The following is an 18,796-nucleotide window of genomic DNA, read 5'->3' as shown; positions in this document are numbered from 1 at the left end:
GGACAGGAGTAGGGATCGTGATGCAGCAGCTCTTCATCGGCGTCGACGTCGCCAAGGACTGGCTCGATGTTCATCATCCTCTTCACGAAGCCAAGCGGATCGCGAACACGCCCGCGGCCGCGCGAAGCTTTGCCGCCTCTTGCGCGAAGCAAGAGGCCTGGATCGTCTTTGAGGCGAGCGGCGGCTACGACCGGGCGCTGTGGGAAATGCTCGAAGCGCGTGGCGTCCGCTTCAGCCGCGTCGATGCATGCTGGCTGAGCTGGGTGCCCGGTTGCGGCCGGCAGCGACACAGCCGGTGACGGCGGCGCGGCGCGCCCTCCAGGCCCAGGCGACGCGTCGCCGCCAACTCGTCGAGATCCGCAAGCAGGAGGTCACGCGGCTCCACCAAACGACAGACAAGCAGGCCCGTGCCGACATCACCAGCCTGATCGCCGTTCTCGACCGACGCATCGCCAAGGCCGAGGCCCAGATGGCCGCCCTGGTCGAAGCCGATCCCGAGATCAAAACCATCGGCCGGCGGCTCCAGACCGCTCCGGGCGTCGGACCGATCGTCGCCGCCACGCTGATCGCCGAGATGCCGGAACTCGGGCAGATCGACCGACGCCGCATCGCGGCCTTGGCCGGCTTGGCGCCGATCGCCCGCGACAGCGGGAAGCGTGCTGGCACTCGCAGCATCGGCGGCGGTCGGCTGGTCGTACGAACGATCCTCTATCTCGCCGCCCTGCAGGCTTCGCGCCGCTTCGTCGTCTTCCGCACATTCCGAGAGCGTCTGAGTTCGACCGGGAAGTCGACAAAGGTGGCGCTGATCGCCACCGCCCGCAAGCTCCTCGTCACGCTCAACGCCATGCTCGCGACCGCCACGGACTACGATCCCGCCGCGACTTGATTACAGTTGCCGGGAAACCCGGCGCGGTTCAGATCGAAGCCTCGCTACGGGCCATCGCCGATGGATGACCTCGGCCTTGAACAGGCCAATCACCGTCTCGGCGAGCGCATTATCGTAGGAATCTCCGACGCTACCGACAGAGGGTTCGATAGACGCCGAAGTTGGCTGCGTGCACGCGCCGGATCTCGGCTATCAGCACCGCATCCCGCTTGGCTCGGGCCGGCAGTCTTCCGGGATCGACCCTCCGCGCGAAATGGGCGTGATACGTCGACGGGGCGATCGGCAGCACGCGGCAGATCGGCTCGACCCCGTAGAGCGCACGATGATCGTCGATTGATCGCGATCATCGCTTGAACGGGCGGTCGATCTCCGCCTGGGCAGAATACGCCGAAGCCTTCCTTAGGATCTCGTTGGCCTGCCGGAGCTCCCGGTTCTCTCGTTCCAGGGCCTTGATCTGCTCACGCTCGTCCGTCGTCGGTCCGGCTCGCACACCCTAGTCGCGCTCGGCCTGCCGCACCCAGTTCCTCGATGTCTCGCCCGAACAGCCGATCTTCGCGGCAATCGAGCGGATCGCACCGTACTGAGAGCTGTGATCGCCCTGGTGCTCCAGCACCATCCGCACAGCGCTCTCACGGACCTCAGGGGAAAACGGTGGGGGTCGCTTCGTCATGGCTCCATCTTCGTAAGAATTGGGGCCTCCGGAAAACCCGGCGCGGTTCAATCCGGGCCATTGGCTGGCGGACGGACGCGGCCGGTGACGGGGACGCCAGTGCAAGAAGGGACCGTACCAGCGCGGGAGAGAGCCGCAGTGCCGACGCAGTCCTGTTATAGAGCGTTTTTGGTGGTCCGAATTTCCCACGTTCGTTTCGCACGACTTACCTCACCCGGGGGTTCCCATGATGCAGTCGGCCAGCTCGTCACTGAACCTGGGTGCCAATAACCTGGCGATGCTGTCGCGGTTGTATTTAGGCCGCCCGTCGGACGGATACGAATATATCGGGCGGAAGGCGCCGCAGGGGCGTCGACATTAGATCCTGCTTGGCAGGGGGGACACCCTGCTCACTCGAGACGGATAACGCGGAAACCGGGTGTACGGCCGGTCGCATGAGAAACTGTCGGAGCAGCGCGGTGAGGCAGGACGCGCCCACGACGCCGATGAACCACAGGCTCAGGAGGCATCCGGTCCCTACCACGCCGTTGAGCTCACGCATGACGCCGAGGGCGAAGGCGAAGTACCAGGATACGCCGGAGACAGCGCCAGACACGAAGAAGATGCCCGCCGTCGGACGCGACACGCCCTCGAACATCGGCCGGGAAATGTCGCGCACGACGCTCGGCAAGACGAGGGCGTGGATGATGGCACCGTTGAGGGTGAGCACCAGGACGACGAGGATCTTCGCCCAAAGTTTCGGATTGGCGAGCTTCTCCGGCGCCTCGAGGGCGTAGATCGCCAGGAGGCCGAGGCCCGAAAGCCAGAGGGCGGCGAGGCCCACGGTCACCACCTTGCTGATGAACAGGAAGCTCCGCTTGATCTCGGGCGGCATGGAGCCCTGGCGCATCCACCGCAGGATCCAGAAGTCCAGCATGGTCGCGCCGCCGAGACCGAAGCAGAGGCCGATGAGGTGGATCGCCACGAACACCGTCAGCAGACGGATCGGTGGCAGCGGGGCGGGCATGGGGATGGAGATCGGCAGCCCTGGTGTGGTCTGGCGCAGGGCGCACACGACGAGGAGTCCGCCCAGGAAAAGCGAGAACGCCAGGAATGCGAGAATGCGGACGCGGTGCTTCTGCCGATCCAGATCCGTCTCTTCCATGGAGTGATGCCCGACCGGTCCCGCAACAAGCGCAAAAGTTGCCAGCGCAAGAGTTTCTAGTCCGCTGTTGATAAAAATTCCGTGTCCTGTGCCCTCCCGTCGATCCACCGGTGAAGGCCCGAACAGAGGCAGTTTTCTGGGATGCGCTGTGCTTCAGGGGAGCGTTAACGATCGCGTTAATAGTTAATTCGTCTGCGTAGTTCTCGCAACTATGTAGTAAGGTTGGGCGGAATACAAAGATTATGGCAGAAAATATGTCGATGCAATGTTAACTATGACATCCATATCCCGCACAGGCAGGATCGGCTCCCATGACGAAACCATGAGCGTTCGCTTTCCTTTCATCGCCGGATTGGTCTGCGCCTGCTTGACGATGGCGAGCGGACAGGCGGCATCCCCCGGTCCTCGGAGCGATATCGAAAGCTTCCTCTGGTCCGAGGGAGCCCCCGCGCCGCGCGACCAAACCGGCGGGGCGTTCGGTCGCGCCCGCCTCGCGGATCGGCTCACGGTGGTGAACTTCATCACCACGGATTGCGCGATCCCGTGCGTGGTGCGCATCCGCGATCTCGCCAAGACCTTTGCCGCCCTGCCCGAGCCTCTCAAGGCCCGTGTCACCATCGTGTCCGTGACCCTCGCGCCCGAGCGGGACGATGTGGCGCGCCTGCGCTCTTTCGCCGAGGGGCTCGGCCTTGATGCCGCGCACTTCCTGTTCCTCGCGAGCGACCCGGCCACGGCGACCCGGCAGCGGGCGGCTCTGCGCTATGCAGCGGATAACCCCGAGCCGCCCGCTACGGTGCTGGTGTTCGACCGCACGGGGCAGTTCGCCATGAATTACGGCGCCGATCCCCTCGACGGGGAACGCCTCGCCCGCGACCTCGCCGAACTCGACCGCTTCGAGAACGGTGTCGGGCATCCGCCCCGTCAGGCCACCGCGCCGCCGTAGGTGTGTCCGCCTTCCACCCCCAAGTTCCCACCCACTCTGCCACTCCCGTCTTCCGAGGGTTCTTCGTCGTGCGTTCCTCCTCTACAATCGCCCCGTCTCAAGCCCGGTCGAAATTGCGGCATTGGCTTGCTGCGGCGACCTTTTTCACCCCGGCGGCGCTCCAGCCCGTGGCGGCAGCGCAGCTGCCCGTCGTGGTGGCGACGACGGCCGATCCCCTCCTCGACGGCCTCGCGATCCCCGACGACGCCCCGACGCGCGGCATGTGGTCAGCGAGCAAGCCCTGGCCCATCATCTCGGTCACCACGGTGATGCTGCCGACCGGCAAGATCGCCACCTTCGGCTCGCCCCAGGGCAACGGCGTCCAGGACGGGCGCACCTTCGCGGTCTGGGACCCCGCCAAGGGCTTTTCCGCCGACAGCCAGGCGATCCTGCCGGGCATCGCGGGGGTGAACAGCTTCTGCGGAGCGCAGGCCTTCCGGCCCGACGGCTCGGTGCTCGTCTCCGGCGGCATCTTCGACAACGGCTCGGACAAGGGCAGCGTCCTCATCAACCCCGCCGCCAATGCGATCGGGACCGTATCGGCCAAGCTCGCGAACGACCGCTACTACTCCACCATGGTGACGAAGGCAGACGGCAATCCGATCATCGTCGGCGGCTCGTATCCCTACCAGGGCGGGCACGCCGATCCCCAGGGCAGCATCGACAAGGGCCTGATGACCGGCATGACGCCGGAAGTGTTCGAGAACGGCGCCTGGCGCAGCCTATTCGGCGCCAAGAGCCGGGACGCCTTCGGGCCGGACAACAACCGCTTCTGGTATCCCCGCGCCTGGGTCGCCCCGAACGGCAAGATCTTCGGCGTCTCCAGCGACAAGATGTGGTATCTCGATCCCGCGAATTCCGGGTCCGTGACGGCGATGCCGTTCCGTGACCCGCAGCGGGACGCCACGGTCGCCGCGCAAGCGCCGAACACCGGCCCGAACTCCACCGCCGTGATGTACGACATCGGCAAGATTATCCAGGTCGGCGGCAACAGCTTCGACAACGGCTCCCAGATGCTGGCGAGCAGCCGCGCGACCACCATCGACATCAACGGCGCCACGCCGATCCTGGCCGACACCGCGACGATGACGTACGGGCGCTCCTGGGCCAACGCCACGGTCCTGCCCACCGGCAAGGTGGTGGTGATGGGCGGCAGCCTGTTCGGCGATCAGGCGGACAACAACAAAGTTCTGGCAACGGAAACCTGGGACCCGGCGACGGGCCGCTGGACCGTGGGCGCGTCCAACGCCATCTACCGCGGTTACCATTCCAGCGCGTCGCTGATGCAGAACGGCGCGATCCTCACGTCGGGCGGCGGCATTCCCGGTCCCGTCAACAACTTCAACGCCGAGATCTACTATCCGCCCTATCTTTTCACGACCGTGAACGGCAAGGCGGCGCTGGCGCCGCGTCCGCAGATCGTCAGTCTGTCGGCCAACAAGCTCTCGCACGCCCAGTCCATGCGCGTCGAACTCGCCGGAGCCGACGGTGTCGCCCAGGTGGTCCTGCTCGGCCTCGCCCAGGTCACCCACAGCTTCGACAGCGGGCAGCGCCGGATTCCCGTGACCTTCACGCAGGCCGGAACCCTGCTGACCGTGCAGACCCCGGCCACAACCGGTATCGCGCCCCCTGGGTACTATCAACTCGTGGCCATCGACGCGAAGGGCGTCCCGTCGGCAGGCGTCATCGTCGCCCTCGGCGCCAACGTCGCGGCCCCCGTGGGCCAGCCGAGCATTCCGGTCGGCGGGAACTGGGTGAATTGCGCCACGGAGAACGGCACCTGCACCGTCGCGAACGGTCCGAAGACCGTCCGGTACGGTGTCAACGGCCAGTACGTGACGAAGCAGGTCACCGGTTCCATCGCCTGCTCCAACGCCGCCTTCGGCAACGATCCGGTTTATGGCGCCACCAAGTACTGCGACGTGCTGGCAGCGAGCACTGGGGGCTCCGGCATGAGCGGGGGCGGCTCCGGCTCGACGCCCGGTCAGGGAGCCGGTGGCTCCGGGACCGGGACGGGGGGATCGATGTCGGCCAACTCTCCCGTGAGCACGCCATCCACATCCACATGGAACAGTTTCGGCATTGCAGCGAGCAAGATCGCAACGGGCGCCGACGGCACCACGGTGACGATCAACAAGGACAACAACACGGTTTGGCTCTACGTCGCCGACAACAATTGGCGCCAGTTGCCCGGTCAGATGCGGGACGTCGCCGTGGTCGGTGCGAACCGGATCTACGGGATCGGCCTCGATGCCGTCGTCTACCGGTTCGACGGCACGCAATGGTCCGCCGTTCCGAGCGCCAACAATGTCAGCATCGGGGCCGCGTCCGATGGAACGATTGTCGTTGTCAACCAGAACAAGGAAGTCTGGCTGAAGCCCACGGACGATCTCCAGGGCAACTGGCGCCGGGTGCCGGGATCGGCCCAAAAGGTCGTGCCGATGAACGGCAAGAGCTTGTGGGCTGTGGGCCTCGACAACAACGTCTATCGCAGCGACGGCACCAATGGCTGGGTCTATGTCGGCAACACGATCTCCGACATCGCCGCGTCGTCGGACGGCAGCGTCCTCGTCATCAACCGCAACACCGGCGCCGTCTGGCGTAAAGTCGGCGACAACACCACGGAAGCCTGGAGCATGATCCCCAACAGCAACGGCGTCGCCATCGCGGCTCCGAACGCCCAGCGGGCGATCCTGATCGGCCGGGACGCCAACATCTATCGCTGGTAGATCAACGCGCGGATGAACCCGCGCCCGGGGCGGAAATGCCGCCCCGGGCGCGGGACCAACGGAAGGGGCGGGGATGATCCCACTCGATCTCGTCGCCCCGCTGCTGCCCTTGCCCTTCACCCTGCCCATCGCCGTCATCGACGGGCGCCGGCAGCGGATTCCCAACGGACTCAACCTCGCGCTGTTCGGTGGCGGCCTCGCCTACGCCGCCCTTCGCGGAGATGGCTTGGGGGGCGCCCTCACCGGCGCGGTGGCGGCCTACGCGCTCCTCTACGGCCTGCGCGCCGCCTACGCCCGCCTGCGCGGCCGGCCCGGCCTCGGCCTCGGCGACGTGAAGTTCGTCGCGGCAGCGGTTTCCTGGATCGGTCTGCCGGCCCTGCCGCTCCTGATCCTCACCGCGAGCCTCGCCGCCCTCGCTGCCCTCCTCGTCCTTCGCCTTTCCGGCCGGGCCATCCGGGGCGACACCCGCCTGGCGTTCGGCCCCTTTCTCGTCCTCGGCCTCCACGCGACCCTGCTGGTCGGCGCGATTCCGGCCCTCCCCGGCATGAACTGACCGGCATGGGCTGAATCGCCGAAGCGCACCGCCGCACGATCACGCGGCGCCCGTACCCGGCTCTTGCGGATCGCCGAGGTCTCGCGAGGCTCCGAGCGAGCATCGCGCACCCGGGTGGTCGTCGTCGCGTCGCGAAGAACGGCCTCCCCCGGAGTGTATGCGGTCCCAGGGCTTGTGAACCGACGCCGGATCGGGGGGCGAGTGCTGGGAGCGAACGCCTGCCCTGCGGTTTTCGTGCGACAAAGCCGTTCTATTCTTGATAAATATACTCAAATTCAACTCGGTGATCATACTGTTTTAATTGGAGTGTCCAATTCAATCAGGGGGTGGGGCTATTTTACGGACCGTTAACCATAAACAGGATATTCGGCCTTATCGAACTGATGTCCCGTAGGCGCAGAGGGTTATGGCGAAGGCGACGTCTACCCTACTCGGCCGCGTTCGCACCGGATTGTACGCGGCCGGGGCGTGCCTGATTCCGTCCGCCGCCGTCCTGGCGGCCGATGCCGGGTCGGAACCCGTCGATGCCGTCTACGGTGCGGCCCGGCCGCGCAGCGCCCCCCTCGTGCAGCGCGGCACCGACAGCTTCATCGGCAGCGAGGCCGTGGCGACGGGGCGGCTCCCCGGCGGCCCGGTGAGCCTGAACCTCGTCGAGGTCCCTGTGCCCGTCGCCGCCAAGGCCGTGCTCGCGGATACGTTCGGGTGGAACTACACCATCGACGAGCGGGTGACGGGCACGCTGACGCTCCAGACCGCCGGGGCCGTCCGGCGGGAGACCCTGCTCGCCATGTTCGAAACCGCGCTCTCGGGCCGGGGCATCGCCCTGCGCCGGCGTGCGGGCACCGTTGAACTCGTGCCCACGGGCGGCCCCGCCGGCATCCTGCCCGTGCGCAGCGTGCCGGATCTCGCCGGCGAGCCGGGCACCCGCGCCCAGGCCATTCCCCTGCGCTGGATCTCGGCCGCCGAGATGCAGTCGATCCTGGCGGCGGTGGCGCCCCGCGACGTGGTCCTGCGCGCCGACAAGACTCGCAACATGCTGCTCCTCAGCGGCGACCGCGCCCAGATCCAGGCCCTGCGCGAGACCATCGCGGTGTTCGACGTCGACTGGATGCGCGGCATGTCCACGGCGATGATTCCCGTGCGCAGCGCCAATCCGGGCGCCATCGCCCGCGACCTCACCCAGATCTTCCACGGCGAGACCGGCGGCACCGGCGACATCATCCGCTTCGTGCCGAACGAGCCCCTCGGGGCGATCCTGGTGGTCAGCTCGCGGGCCGCCTACCTCGACCGGGCCCGCGACTGGATCGCCCGCCTCGAATCCCTCGCCGCCGACCGGGAGCGCCAACTCTTCGTCTACCGCATCCAGAACCGCTCCGCCCGCGAACTCGCGGTCGTGCTCCAGGGCGTCATCGCGGCCGAGACCGGCGCCAACATCGCCATGAGCACGAGCTACGGCGGCCTGGGGAGCGGGGCCGGCCTGGGGGGTGGTGTGGGCTCCGCCATGGGCGCCCTCGGGGGCATGGGTGGAATGGGTGCTGGGGGCATGGGCTCCGGCGGCATGAACGCCGGTATGGGCGGCGGCATGAACGGGGGCGGCTACGGCTCCGGCTCGGGCGCGCAGGCCGACGCAACGGGCGGATCGCTCGGCGGCATGGGTCAACCGGGCAGCATGGGGCAGCCGGGCGGCATGGGCCAATCCAGTGGCATGGGTCAATCGAGTGGACTCGGCGGCCAGGCCGTGGGCATGGGCGGCGGATTCGGCACGGAGGGCAGTTTCGGCGGCTCCGACGCCGGGGTCGCATCCGCCGGGATGTACGGTTCCGGGATGGGTGCTTCCGGGATGTACGGGACCGGCATGGGCATGGCCGGGATGGGCCAGCGCCGGGACCAGATCGGGATCATGGCGGACGAGGCCAACAACAGCCTCGTGATCTCGGCCACCCGCAACCAGTACGACCGCATCCTCAAGATCCTCGCCCGCCTCGACGCGATGCCGACCCAGGTTCTCCTCGAGACCGTCATCGCCGAGGTGACCCTCAACGATCAGCTCCAGTTCGGCGTGCAGTGGTTCCTGAAGAACGGCGGCATGGGCCAGTTCAACAACACCCAGACCGGCACCACGGCGGCCATTGGAGCGGGCACCAGCGGAACGGCGGCCCTCATCGCCGCCGCCGCCCGCGGCGTGCCGGGCTTCAACTACCTGCTCAACGCCACGGACTTCAACGTGGTGGTCAACGCGCTCCAGGGTATTACCCGCGTCAACGTGATCTCCTCGCCCAACATCACGGTCCTCGACAACCGCACCGCCCGGCTCCAGGTCGGCGATCAGGTGCCCATCGTGAAGCAGACGGGCCAGAGCGCCCTCGTCGGCAACGCGCCGATCCTCAACCAGATCGAGATGAAGGACACCGGCGTGATCCTGTCGGTGACGCCGCGCGTGAACAAGAACGGCCTCGTGGTCCTCGACATCAACCAGGAGGTCAGCGACGTCGTCCCGACGACGAGTTCGGAGATCAAGTCCCCGACCATCCGGCAGCGCCGCGTCGCCACCAGCATCGCCGTGAAGGACGGGCACAGCCTCGCCATCGGCGGCATGGTTCAGGAAAAGGCCCAGATCGTGAACGAGAGCCTGCCCGTGCTCGGCGACCTGCCGATCATCGGCCCGGCCTTCCGCAACAAGTCCGACCAGCGGGTCCGAACCGAACTCATGATCTTCATCCGGCCCCGCGTCATCCGGGGCACGGGCGAGGCCGACCGGATCAGCGAGGATTTCCGGACGCAGCTCAAGGCGATGATGCCGGTGCGCCCCGTGCCGCCGCCCCCGCCGCTGGCTGCGATGTCCGGCGGGGTGATGGGGCCCCTGCGGCGCGGCTTCGATTGATTCGTCTTGCGGTCGCGGGACAGCCGTTGCTGGGCGGCCGTCAGCCCTCCGACGCCGTGATGGGAATCCGCCGGATCGCGGCCGGCGGGTCGCGCGGGACCGGGGCCGCCTGCGGCGGGGCCGGAGCAGCCTGCGGAGGCGGCTCGGCTTTCGGTGGCGGCTCGACCTTCGGCGGATGGCGCGGCACCGGTTGCAGGGCGACGGGGCTCCCGAGGAACGCCAGGGTGTAGCGGCGTTGCGAATCCGCCACCACGACTTCCCCCGGCTCGATGGCGACGATGCGCCAGGCGCCCCGTCCCTCGCCGGGCGCGAGCCAGGCCGGCGGCGTCGTTCCGTCCGAGACGAGGGCGCGCCGGGCCGAAGAGTCGACGAGGATTCCCTTGACGGACAGGAGGGTCGGCGGCGGCGCCTCGGCGGTGAGGCTGTCGCGGTCGCCCCGCCCGGTCCAGTCGCGCCGCTCCGGATCGAACAGCGGCCGGGTGACCGCCGCACCCGTATCGAGAGTCGCGAGGCGGGTAAGGTCCAGGGGCGGGATGGTCGCCGCCGGCGGGGCCGGCGCCGTGAGGTCGAGGGGCCACAGGCCGGCCACGAGGGCGGCGGTGGCCGATATGCCGAGGAGCCCGAGGGAGATCGGCCGCATCGTCAGGGGGTGCAGGGTCGGGCGGATCATCGCACGGCGTCCGGGGCCTTCGCTAGGGCACCCCGCAGGGCGAAAGTGAGCTGCATGACAGTCGGCCGGCCCGTCTCGGCATCGGCCGGCCGCGCCACCGTGATGTCGGCGGTCTCGACCACCATGAGGGGACTCTGCGTTTCCAGGGCGAGGAGCAGGCTGTGCAGGCCTTCTGCCGTGCCCCGCAGGGTCGCGCCGAGGCGCGGTGCCGTCGGGCGCGCCGCATCGGGATCGAGGCGGGCATCGTCGAGGAGGAGCGCGCGCGATGCCGTCAGCCCTTCGAGGCGGGCACGGAAGGCCGCGAGCAGGGCCGATTCGTCCGCCGCCCACAGGGGGGGGACGGGGGCGGGGCGCTCCGCCGCCGCGCGGGTCCGACCGAGGAGGTCGCGGCTTTCCGCGATCCGCTCCCGCGCGTCCAAGACGTCGCCCGTGGCTTGGGCCAGGAGCCAGAGGCCCCCGACGATGGCGAGACCGAGGAGTGCCACGGCGCCGCCGCGTCCGCGCAGCAGGGTGGCGAGATCGGGGCTCATGGGCGCAGCAGCGGCACGGGGGCCGCTCCGGAATCCGTCCGAGCGCGCGGCGTCAGCCCTACGACGAGGCGCCCGGCGGCACCCTCGCCCTCGCGCGGCACCACGGCGCCGATTCCCGGCGCGGCCCGCAAGGCGCGCAGGGCCGCCTCGGCGTCGGTCGTCCGCAAGGTCACGATTGCGCCCTCGGGTCCGAGATGCAGGCCCTCGGCGAAGGCGGTGTCGGGCAGGGCGGCGGCGAGATCCGACCAGAGAACCGCGAGCGGCGGCCGGGCCGCGCGTTCCGCCGCGAGGGCGGAGGCCAGGGTCTGGACCGGTGGCGCGAGGCGATGCGGCGCCGCCCGCCGCGCCTCGAAACTTGCCGCTTCCAGGCTGTCCAGGGTGGCGTCCTGGTGCGCCCGCAGGAGGCCGAAGGCGCCGAGCAGCAGGCCGGCGGACACGGCCATCGCCACGGCATCGCCCGCATTCAACCCCCGGAGCAGGCGCGGCACCGGGCGCTGGCCGCCGCTGAGGAGATCCACCGGCATCGCCCGGTCCTCGGACGGTCCGACGCCGACTCCGCCGGCCTTGAGCCCGGCGCTCGCCAGCACGGCCAGGATGGGATCGAGCCGGGCGCGCTTGAGAATCACGTGGCGCACCCGCAGACCACCCTCGTCCTCACCCTCGACGTACCAATCCGAATAGACGCCTTGCATCCGGAAGGGCGTCGCCGCTTCCAACTCCTGGGCAAGGACGTCGCGCATGCGCGGCAGCACCGCCACGGGCAGGGAGAGAGTGCGCAGGAAACAGAGCGTGGGATCGACCAGGAGGGTGACGGAGACGGCCTGACGGGCCGTGCCCCGGATCGCCGCGAGGCGCTCGCTCAAGTCATCGGCCTCGGCCGCCAGGGTGTAGCGGCGCGGGGTGTCCTCCCGCCGGTCGATCAGGGTGAGGGCCTGGCCCGTCCCGAGGGGGCCGAGATAGAGCATGAGGTCGCTGCGCGCCGGCGCCGGGGCCCCCTCGCCCTCGACGAAGCTGCCGAGTTCCGAGACCCACCAGCGCAAGGCCGCCTTGAGGCCATGTCCCGCCTGGGCCAGGGGTAGCATAGACTTGAGCGCGTTTCCGTTCACGTCCGCACTCCCGAGATCGGTTGCACACGGCGGGTGCGAGACGCAATCTTTACCGCTGTGGTGGTTTCATTTGGCTTAAATGCACGGACCCCTCGGCGTCCGGCCCCATCCTGGCACCGGACCCCCGCATGCTCTCCATCTGGGCCGCCAAAAGCCGTCCGCGCCGCCCCCGGCCGGATCGACGCGCCCCGGGGCGCGACGCCACCGATGCGGCCCGCGATTTCCTCGCCTATCTCGTGCGCACTCAGGCCCTCGACGCCGCCGGCCTCGATCAGGCCCAGGCCGCCCTCGACCGGCCGGGACGGCGCCCCCTGCCCGTCATCCTGACGGAGAGCGGGCTGCTGCACGAGGCGACCCTCGTCACCGCGCTGGCCGACGCCACGGGCTTGAGCTTCCTCGCCGAGGACGCGGTCCCGTCCCAGGCCGTGCTGCTGGATCTTCTGGACGGCGATTACTGCGCCCGCGCCCGTGTCCTGCCGGTGTCGGACCGGGACGGGGTGCTGACCGTCGCGGTGGTGGACGTGTTCGACGCCGAGGCTCCGGCGGCCCTCGCCCACCTCACCGACCGAACCGTATCCTTGCGCATCATCGGCCCCAGCGCCTTCGAGCGGGCGCACCGGGCGGTCTACGGCGACGGCGAGGCGGAGGAGGCCGACGCTGCCGGCCTCGACGGCGACCTCGCCCGGCTGCAGGACGTGGCGAGCCAGGCCCCCATCGTCCGCCTCGCCGCAAGGCTGGTGCGCAAGGCCTTCGAACTCTCGGCCTCCGACATCCACATCGAGGCGGAAGAAGCGGATGTCCGTGTGCGCTACCGGGTCGACGGCGTCCTCATCGAATCCGAGCGCCTGACCAAGTCGGTGCAGCTCGCCCTCACCACCCGCATCAAGATCCTGGCCGGCCTCAACATCGCCGAGCGGCGCCTGCCCCAGGACGGCCGCATGCAGGTGGCGGATCGCGGCCACGACATCGACCTGCGCATCTCGACCCTGCCCACCGCCCACGGCGAGAGCGTGGTGATGCGCGTCCTCGACGGCTCGCGCCGGGTCGAGGATTTCGCCGGGCTCGGCTTCGACGACGGGGCGATCCGGCAGATCGACGCTATGACGCGCCGGCCCAACGGCCTCGTCCTCGTCACCGGCCCCACCGGCTCCGGCAAGACCACGACCCTCTACGCGGCCCTGCGGCGCATCAACGGCACCCACCTCAAGGTCGTCACCGTCGAGGACCCCGTCGAGTACCGCATGGCCGGGGTCAATCAGGTCCAGGCCCATCCGGGCATCGGCCTCGATTTCGCCGCGGCGCTCCGCTCGATCCTGCGCCAGGACCCGGACGTGGTCATGGTCGGCGAGATCCGCGACGGTGAGACCGCCCGCATCGCCGTCCAGGCCTCCCTCACCGGCCACCTCGTGATCTCGACCCTGCACACGAACTCGGCGCCCGCCACGGTGACGCGCCTCGTCGACATGGGCGTCGAGCGCTTCCTCATCGCCGCGACCCTCAACGGCGTCGTCGCCCAGCGCCTCGTGCGCCGGGTCTGCGCCGACTGCGCGAGCCTGAGCGAGGCGACGCCCGAGGAGCGCCTGCGCCTCAGTCACCCCGCCGAGGGGCCTCCCTTGCGCCTGCGCCGGGCCTGCGGCTGCGCCGCCTGCAACGGCTCGGGCTATCGTGGCCGCAGCGTCGTCTCCGAGGTGATGCCCCTCGACACCGAACTCCGCGCCCTGATCTGCGACGGCGCCGACGAGCAGACCCTCACGGCCCGGGCGCGGGCCGCCGGGATGGCCACCCTCGCCGAGACCGCACGAGCGAAGGTGCTCGCCGGGGAGACCACCCTCGACGAGATCGGCCGCGTCTTCGAGGGACTCGTCTGATGCCGGCCTTCGCCTACAAGGCCTACGATCCGGACGGTCGCCTGCGCTCCGGGCGGATCGAGGCGCGGGGCCGCGAGCGCGCGGTGGCGGATCTGCGCGCCGACGGCCTGCGGGTGTTTGCCATCGCCCCGGCCGCCGCGGGTGGGCTGCCATTCTGGAAGCGCGACCTGTTCGGCCGCGACCGCATCGCCGATCCGGCGCGGATCGGCTTCTTGAAGGAGTTCGGCACGCTTCTCGGGGCCGGCCTCACCGTCGATCAATGCCTGCGTCTGGTGCAGCGGCAGGCCTCCGCCGCCATGCGACCCGTCCTCACCGATCTCCTCGAACGGGTGGTGGCGGGCGCCTCCCTGTCGAAGGCCATGGCGGCCCATCCGCAGGCGTTTCCGTGCGACATGGTCGACGCCGTGCGGGCGGGTGAGGCCACCGGCACCCTCGTCGACGTCGTCGCGAGCCTCACCGCCTCCCTCGAGCGCCGGGACGCCGTGCGCCGGCACCTCTCGTCGGCCATGGTCTATCCGAGCCTGCTCCTGCTCATGGCCATCGGCACCCTCGCCATGGTGATCGGCGTCCTCGTGCCGGCCCTGGCGCCGATGTTCGAGGGCGCCGGGCGCGAGCCGCCCTTCGCCATCCGGGCGGCGCAGGCGCTGGGCGACGCCCTCGCGGCGTGGTGGCTCCAGATCCTCGTCGGGTTGGCGCTCGTCGCGACCCTCGTGGCGCGGGCATGGAGCAAGCCGGGTTTCGCCGCCGCCCGCAGCCGCCTCGCCCTGCGGGTCCCCATGGTGCGCGAGATCGTCGTCGGTGCCGAGTTCGGCCGCCTCTGCCGGGTGCTTGGCACCCTCCTGAACGCCTCCGTGCCGATCCCGGAGGCCGTGGCGGCGACGCGCCCGCTCGCCCGCAACCTCCTGTTCCGCGAGGCCCTGGCCCAGGCGAGCCGCCGCCTCACGGAGGGGGCGAGCCTCGCGAGCGGGCTCACCGCCCTCAAGGCCTACGCGCCCTCGACCCTCAACCTCATCGCCAGCGGCGAGCAGGTGAACCGCCTCGGCCCCGTCCTCATCCACGCCGCCGAGATGCACGAGACCCAGACCCGCGAGCGCATCGACCGCCTCCTCGCCCTGCTCACCCCCCTCGTCACCGTCACCCTCGGCGGCCTCATCGGCGGCCTCATCATGTCGGTGATGGGAGCGATCCTCAGCGTCGGCGAGATGGCGCGCTGAGAGCCGAGCGCCGCGTGGGAGAGGGGAATCTTTACGCCCCGCCCCTAGGGTCCCGCGGTGGCGGAGCAGGCCCCCCCGAGATGCGCGACACCCGACAGACCCCGATCACGGCGCGCCCGCGCGAGGACGGCGAGGACGGCTTCTCCCTCGTCGAACTCCTCGTCGTCCTGGCGATCATCGGCATGATCGCCACCATGGTGACGCCGCAGGTGCTCGGCTACCTCGGCCGCGCCAAGGGCGATTCCGCCAAGGTCCAGGCCAAGAACATCGCCCGGTCCGTCGAGCTCTACTACCTCGACGCCGGCAGCTACCCGAATTCGCAGCAGGGGCTCGCCGCCCTGGTCTCGGCGCCCTCCGGCGTCAACTGGCAGGGACCCTACGTTCGCGACGCCAAGGGGCTGATCGACCCCTGGGGCCGTCCCTACCTCTACCGCAGCCCCGGCACCGGCGGCGCCCCGTTCGAGGTCTACAGCCTCGGCCGCGACGGCCAGCCCGGCGGCACCGGCGAGGATGCTGACGCGTCGAGCACCTGATGCGCGCGGGCGAGGACGGCTTCAGCCTCGTCGAGATGCTCGTCGTCCTGGCGATCCTCGGCCTCGCCGCCGCCTCCGCCGGCCCCGCCCTCGACACCCTGGTACCGGCCCGCCGCCTGGAGCGCACCGCCGAGACCCTACGGACGGAGATCGATCTCCTGCGGGCCGAGGCGATCCGGACCGGGCGGCCCATGCGCCTCGCCCTCGATGGGCCGGGACGCCTGGTGAGTTCGCGCCCCGGCGCCCCTGCGATCCCCCTCCCCGTCGCCCTGCGCCTCGACGTGCCCGCCGGCGCGCGGGTCGAGCCCGGCGCGATCCGCTTCCGGCCGGATGGCAGCACCTCCGGCGCCCGGGTGTTCCTCACCCTCGGCCGTGCCGCCCGGGTCCTCACGGTGAGCCCCCTCACGGGGCTCGTGGCGGAGGGTATGCCGTGATCCCCGCCGAACCGGACGAGGCCGGCTTCACCCTGGTGGAGGTTCTGGTCGCTTTCGCCCTCGTGGCCCTCGGGATGGTGGCGGCCCTCCAGGTGGCGGGGAGCACCGTCCTCGGCCTCGGACGGGTCGCGGCGGTCGACCGCGTCGTCGACGAGGCGCAGGGGATCGTCGCCCTGCGCGCCGCCGCCGGCCTGCGCCCGGGCCTCGAACAGGGCGTCTTCTCCGACGGCGCCCCCTGGACGCTCAGCGTCACGGATGTCGGCCCACGCCTCGGCTGGCAGCGGGTCCCACCCCTGTGGCGGGTGTGCCTGACCCGGGGCGGCCCCGAGGGGCGCCCGGTCTACGTCACCCTCATGGCCGGGGCGCCCGGTGGCTGAGGTCGCTCCCGCCCCGTCCGAGGCCGGCTTCACCCTGGTGGAGATGCTCATCGGCCTGGCCCTCACCGCCCTGATCGGCGTGATGCTGTCGCAGGCCCTGTCGATGACCGGCTCCATCGCCGGCGTCTCGGCTCGGCTCACCGACGACGAGGCCGTGCAGACCGTACGCGACCACCTGCGCCGCGCCCTCAGCGACGTGGCGGGCCGGCGCCCCGACGGCACCCTGCCGCCCTTCCTCGGCACCGCCGACGGCGTCTCCGCCATCCTGCCGGCCAATCGCGATGTCGAGCGCGCGGCCGAGCAACGCCTCGACTTGCGGGCCGTGCCGGGCGAGGCCGGCCTCGACCTCGTGGAGAGCCGCCGGCCGGTGCGGGGCGGCGACGCCGACGACCCGGTGCCCGAGCGCCTTCTCGGGCGCCTCGTCGCGGTCGAACTGCGCTATTTCGGCAGCCCTGCGCCGAAGCTGGCGCCGCAATGGCTGGCGGACTGGTCCCGCCGCGACGCCCATCCAGCCTTGGTGAAATTGCGCCTCACGTTTCCGCCCTCCGACCGGAGGCGCTGGCCCCCCCTCGTGATTCCCGTCGGTGTGCAGCCATGAATTGGCCCCGTCTCACGTTTCGCGAGGGAAGTTCTTTGGTCCGGGATTCCGAAGTGGTCACCTCTTCGGCGGGTGTCGGGCAGCGCGCGACGAAGAACCTAGTGCATCGATCCAGACGGAGGCTTCAGCCGTGTCTGGGAAAATTGATGCAAAAACAAAAGCCGAGTGCTCTGGCGCATGAACGAGGTGATTGCGTCACAGCACGAGGGCTCCGCACTGGACCCGCGAAGGGCTCGCCCTTCGAGCCCGGGATGTCTTCCGGGGAGAAGCCCGTCGGCGAGGCCGGCTTCGTGCTGCCGGCGGTGCTGGCGATCCTCGTCGTCCTGTCGGCGGCGGCGGTGACGGCGGCCCTGCGCCTTCAGACGCGCACGGCCCTCGCCACCGTGCGCGGCGACGGCGTCCGGCTCCAGGGGCTGGCGGACGGCATCGCTCGCCTCCTCGCCCACGGCTTCGTCGTCGAGCGCACCTACCGAATGCCGCGCCTCGACCTGCCGGAGGATGGCAGCCCCATCGCATGCCCCTTGCCGGGCGGGCTGACCGCCCGGATCGCCGTGCGCGACCAGGGCCGCCTCCTCGACCTCAACACCACGCCCCGTCTCGCCCTGGAGGAGGCGTTGCGCGTCCTCGCGGTGCCCGACGGCGACGCCCGGACCCTCGCCGCCGAGATCGTGGATTTTCGCGACCCCGATGACATCACCGAACCCGGCGGCGGTGCCGAAGTGCCACAATACCGGGCGCGCGGCCTCGCTGACGGACCGCGCAACGGCCCCTTCGTCAGCGCCGACGAGATCGAACAATTGCCGTCGATGACCCCCGCCCTCGCGGCGCGCCTACGCCCCTACGTGACGGTGTTCAATCCGGGCGGACAATTCGACACCACGCCTCTGCCGGGCGGGGCATCGGAGCCCCGCCCCTCCCCGCGCCTGTTCCTTCGCATCGAAGTGTCCGTCGCTGACGCCAAGGGAATCCGCGCCGGCCGCTCCGCCCTCGTCTCGACGGGCCCCGCCCCCATCGGAACCGGCGTCGTCGCTTGGACCCAGTCCGTTCCACCCTCCGAGGCCAAGGCCCCTGTCGCTAGGGGCGCCTGCACTCGCATTGTGGCCGTGCTGGAGCCGTAGCAGCTTGCTGGCCTACCCAGTGGTCTGAGTTAGGCTCCGGCCTCATAAATTTGGTTTGGCCGGACGGTCTGTGATTCCTTTGTCGTGAAGGAGGACCGGATGAGCGAGTTTTGGCTGACGGACGCCTAGGGCCTGTCGTCGCTTGAACGGATTGGCGCGTTTTGCGTTTTCGTCTCTCTGATTGCGGGAGGGACGATGCTGAGCGACGCGCAATGGTCTGAACTGGAGCCTCTGGTCGAGGCGTGCCGGCCCAAGGCCAAGACGCCGCCGCAGGACCTGCAACGCACGCTCTCGGCGATCCTGTGGCGGCATCGGAACGGCGCCAAATGGCGGGCGATCCCGGAGGAACTGGGTCCGTGGTGGCGGGCCGCCCAGATCTTCATCCGCTGGTCCCGGGCCGGTGTCTGGGAGCGGCTGCTCAGCCTGGTGCAGGAGCGCGGCGTCCAACTCGGGATGGTGTTCCTCGACGGCACGACCGTGCGGGCTCACCAAAAGGCGGCCGG

General features: G+C 70.0%; 18 protein-coding genes, 1 pseudogene and 1 other annotated feature. Of the genes and pseudogenes, 14 read left to right on the top strand and 5 right to left on the bottom strand.

Translation table 11 applies throughout. The annotated features are described in order from the left end of the window. The first annotated feature begins 20 nt into the window (after positions 1-20). Positions 21-299, top strand: coding sequence for a hypothetical protein (locus BM249_RS18985; protein WP_091974941.1), 279 nt, complete (start codon positions 21-23; stop codon positions 297-299). Further along, positions 296-886 carry a transposase gene (locus BM249_RS18980; RefSeq protein ID WP_177232462.1) on the top strand — a complete coding sequence of 197 codons (591 nt, stop codon included), beginning with the start codon at positions 296-298 and terminating at the stop codon, positions 884-886. The genes BM249_RS18985 and BM249_RS18980 overlap by 4 nt, the downstream gene beginning before the upstream one ends. Positions 887-1,034: 148 nt before the next feature. Here the strand turns inward: BM249_RS18980 and BM249_RS18975 are convergent. Continuing rightward, a pseudogene (locus BM249_RS18975) lies at positions 1,035-1,556 on the bottom strand (transposase); the annotation flags it as partial. Further along, positions 1,158-1,275, bottom strand: a sequence feature (AL1L pseudoknot). It overlaps the preceding pseudogene by 118 nt. Positions 1,557-1,851: 295 nt before the next feature. After that, entirely contained in the window at positions 1,852-2,700 is an 849-nt protein-coding gene (locus BM249_RS18970; protein WP_244528863.1) for a hypothetical protein, read from the bottom strand. Between the two features lie 322 nt (positions 2,701-3,022). Between BM249_RS18970 and BM249_RS18965 the strand changes: the two genes are divergently transcribed. From BM249_RS18965 to gspD, 4 genes are all read left to right on the top strand, one after another. Then, a complete protein-coding gene (locus BM249_RS18965) occupies positions 3,023-3,643 on the top strand; it encodes an SCO family protein (RefSeq protein ID WP_177232461.1) in 621 nt (206 codons plus the stop codon). 167 nt (positions 3,644-3,810) lie between these two features. Then, positions 3,811-6,411, top strand: a complete 2,601-nt coding sequence (locus tag BM249_RS18960; RefSeq protein WP_244528862.1) for a galactose oxidase-like domain-containing protein — start codon at positions 3,811-3,813, stop codon at positions 6,409-6,411. A 73-nt stretch (positions 6,412-6,484) separates the two neighbouring features. Beyond that, a complete protein-coding gene (locus tag BM249_RS18955) occupies positions 6,485-6,964 on the top strand; it encodes a prepilin peptidase (RefSeq protein ID WP_091974934.1) in 480 nt (159 codons plus the stop codon). 406 nt (positions 6,965-7,370) lie between these two features. Beyond that, positions 7,371-9,845 carry a type II secretion system secretin GspD gene (gene gspD / locus BM249_RS18950; RefSeq protein WP_091974932.1) on the top strand — a complete coding sequence of 825 codons (2,475 nt, stop codon included), beginning with the start codon at positions 7,371-7,373 and terminating at the stop codon, positions 9,843-9,845. 40 nt (positions 9,846-9,885) lie between these two features. Here gspD and BM249_RS18945 read toward each other — a convergent pair whose 3' ends face one another. The 3 genes from BM249_RS18945 to BM249_RS18935 are packed head-to-tail and all read right to left on the bottom strand — an operon-like array spanning position 9,886 to position 12,151. Beyond that, entirely contained in the window at positions 9,886-10,515 is a 630-nt protein-coding gene (locus BM249_RS18945) for a hypothetical protein (protein ID WP_091974931.1), read from the bottom strand. Next, positions 10,512-11,045, bottom strand: coding sequence for a type II secretion system protein GspM (gspM, locus tag BM249_RS18940; protein ID WP_091974930.1), 534 nt, complete (start codon positions 11,043-11,045; stop codon positions 10,512-10,514). The genes BM249_RS18945 and gspM overlap by 4 nt, the downstream gene beginning before the upstream one ends. Next, the gene (locus tag BM249_RS18935) at positions 11,042-12,151 is read right to left on the bottom strand and encodes a hypothetical protein (protein WP_143103804.1); all 1,110 of its coding nucleotides are present in this window, start codon (positions 12,149-12,151) and stop codon (positions 11,042-11,044) included. The genes gspM and BM249_RS18935 overlap by 4 nt, the downstream gene beginning before the upstream one ends. Before the next feature lie 128 nt (positions 12,152-12,279). On the opposite strand from BM249_RS18935, the gene BM249_RS18930 reads away from it, so the two are divergent. The 8 genes from BM249_RS18930 to BM249_RS18895 form a co-directional block, all read left to right on the top strand. After that, on the top strand, positions 12,280-14,019 hold the full coding sequence (locus tag BM249_RS18930; RefSeq protein ID WP_091974928.1) for a GspE/PulE family protein: 1,740 nt from the start codon (positions 12,280-12,282) through the stop codon (positions 14,017-14,019). Continuing rightward, positions 14,019-15,233 (top strand): type II secretion system F family protein, encoded by a 1,215-nt coding sequence (locus BM249_RS18925; protein ID WP_091974927.1) that lies wholly within the window; start codon positions 14,019-14,021, stop codon positions 15,231-15,233. Before BM249_RS18930 ends, BM249_RS18925 begins: the two co-directional genes overlap by 1 nt. Positions 15,234-15,313: 80 nt before the next feature. Beyond that, the gene (gene gspG / locus BM249_RS18920; RefSeq protein WP_091974926.1) at positions 15,314-15,766 is read left to right on the top strand and encodes a type II secretion system major pseudopilin GspG; all 453 of its coding nucleotides are present in this window, start codon (positions 15,314-15,316) and stop codon (positions 15,764-15,766) included. Next, on the top strand, positions 15,766-16,200 hold the full coding sequence (locus tag BM249_RS18915; RefSeq protein WP_091974925.1) for a GspH/FimT family pseudopilin: 435 nt from the start codon (positions 15,766-15,768) through the stop codon (positions 16,198-16,200). Before gspG ends, BM249_RS18915 begins: the two co-directional genes overlap by 1 nt. Continuing rightward, entirely contained in the window at positions 16,197-16,577 is a 381-nt protein-coding gene (locus tag BM249_RS18910; RefSeq protein ID WP_091974924.1) for a PulJ/GspJ family protein, read from the top strand. The genes BM249_RS18915 and BM249_RS18910 overlap by 4 nt, the downstream gene beginning before the upstream one ends. After that, on the top strand, positions 16,570-17,175 hold the full coding sequence (locus tag BM249_RS18905; protein WP_143103803.1) for a PulJ/GspJ family protein: 606 nt from the start codon (positions 16,570-16,572) through the stop codon (positions 17,173-17,175). Before BM249_RS18910 ends, BM249_RS18905 begins: the two co-directional genes overlap by 8 nt. 251 nt (positions 17,176-17,426) lie before the next feature. Then, positions 17,427-18,293, top strand: a complete 867-nt coding sequence (locus tag BM249_RS18900) for a type II secretion system minor pseudopilin (protein WP_091974922.1) — start codon at positions 17,427-17,429, stop codon at positions 18,291-18,293. A gap of 195 nt (positions 18,294-18,488) precedes the next feature. Next, positions 18,489-18,796, top strand: a 308-nt coding sequence (locus tag BM249_RS18895; protein WP_143103802.1) for a transposase, incomplete at its 3' end; no start/stop codon positions are given.

It is taken from the genome of Methylobacterium gossipiicola, from assembly GCF_900113485.1.
In the GTDB taxonomy this organism is placed as follows: Bacteria; Pseudomonadota; Alphaproteobacteria; order Rhizobiales; family Beijerinckiaceae; genus Methylobacterium; species Methylobacterium gossipiicola.
The sequence above is the reverse complement of the archived record's forward strand: the minus strand, read 5'-3'. Positions and strand labels throughout refer to the sequence as shown.

Excerpts from the sequence above, each read along its gene's own strand:
- BM249_RS18985 (WP_091974941.1), top strand. The coding sequence starts at position 21 with ATGCAGCAGCTCTTCATCGGCGTCGACGTCGCCAAGGACTGGCTCGAT.
- BM249_RS18970 (WP_244528863.1), bottom strand. The coding sequence starts at position 2,700 with ATGGAAGAGACGGATCTGGATCGGCAGAAGCACCGCGTCCGCATTCTC.
- BM249_RS18965 (WP_177232461.1), top strand. The coding sequence starts at position 3,023 with ATGAGCGTTCGCTTTCCTTTCATCGCCGGATTGGTCTGCGCCTGCTTG.
- BM249_RS18955 (WP_091974934.1), top strand. The coding sequence starts at position 6,485 with ATGATCCCACTCGATCTCGTCGCCCCGCTGCTGCCCTTGCCCTTCACC.
- gspD (WP_091974932.1), top strand. The coding sequence starts at position 7,371 with ATGGCGAAGGCGACGTCTACCCTACTCGGCCGCGTTCGCACCGGATTG.
- BM249_RS18945 (WP_091974931.1), bottom strand. The coding sequence starts at position 10,515 with ATGATCCGCCCGACCCTGCACCCCCTGACGATGCGGCCGATCTCCCTC.
- gspM (WP_091974930.1), bottom strand. The coding sequence starts at position 11,045 with ATGAGCCCCGATCTCGCCACCCTGCTGCGCGGACGCGGCGGCGCCGTG.
- BM249_RS18930 (WP_091974928.1), top strand. The coding sequence starts at position 12,280 with ATGCTCTCCATCTGGGCCGCCAAAAGCCGTCCGCGCCGCCCCCGGCCG.
- BM249_RS18925 (WP_091974927.1), top strand. The coding sequence starts at position 14,019 with ATGCCGGCCTTCGCCTACAAGGCCTACGATCCGGACGGTCGCCTGCGC.
- gspG (WP_091974926.1), top strand. The coding sequence starts at position 15,314 with ATGCGCGACACCCGACAGACCCCGATCACGGCGCGCCCGCGCGAGGAC.
- BM249_RS18915 (WP_091974925.1), top strand. The coding sequence starts at position 15,766 with ATGCGCGCGGGCGAGGACGGCTTCAGCCTCGTCGAGATGCTCGTCGTC.
- BM249_RS18900 (WP_091974922.1), top strand. The coding sequence starts at position 17,427 with ATGTCTTCCGGGGAGAAGCCCGTCGGCGAGGCCGGCTTCGTGCTGCCG.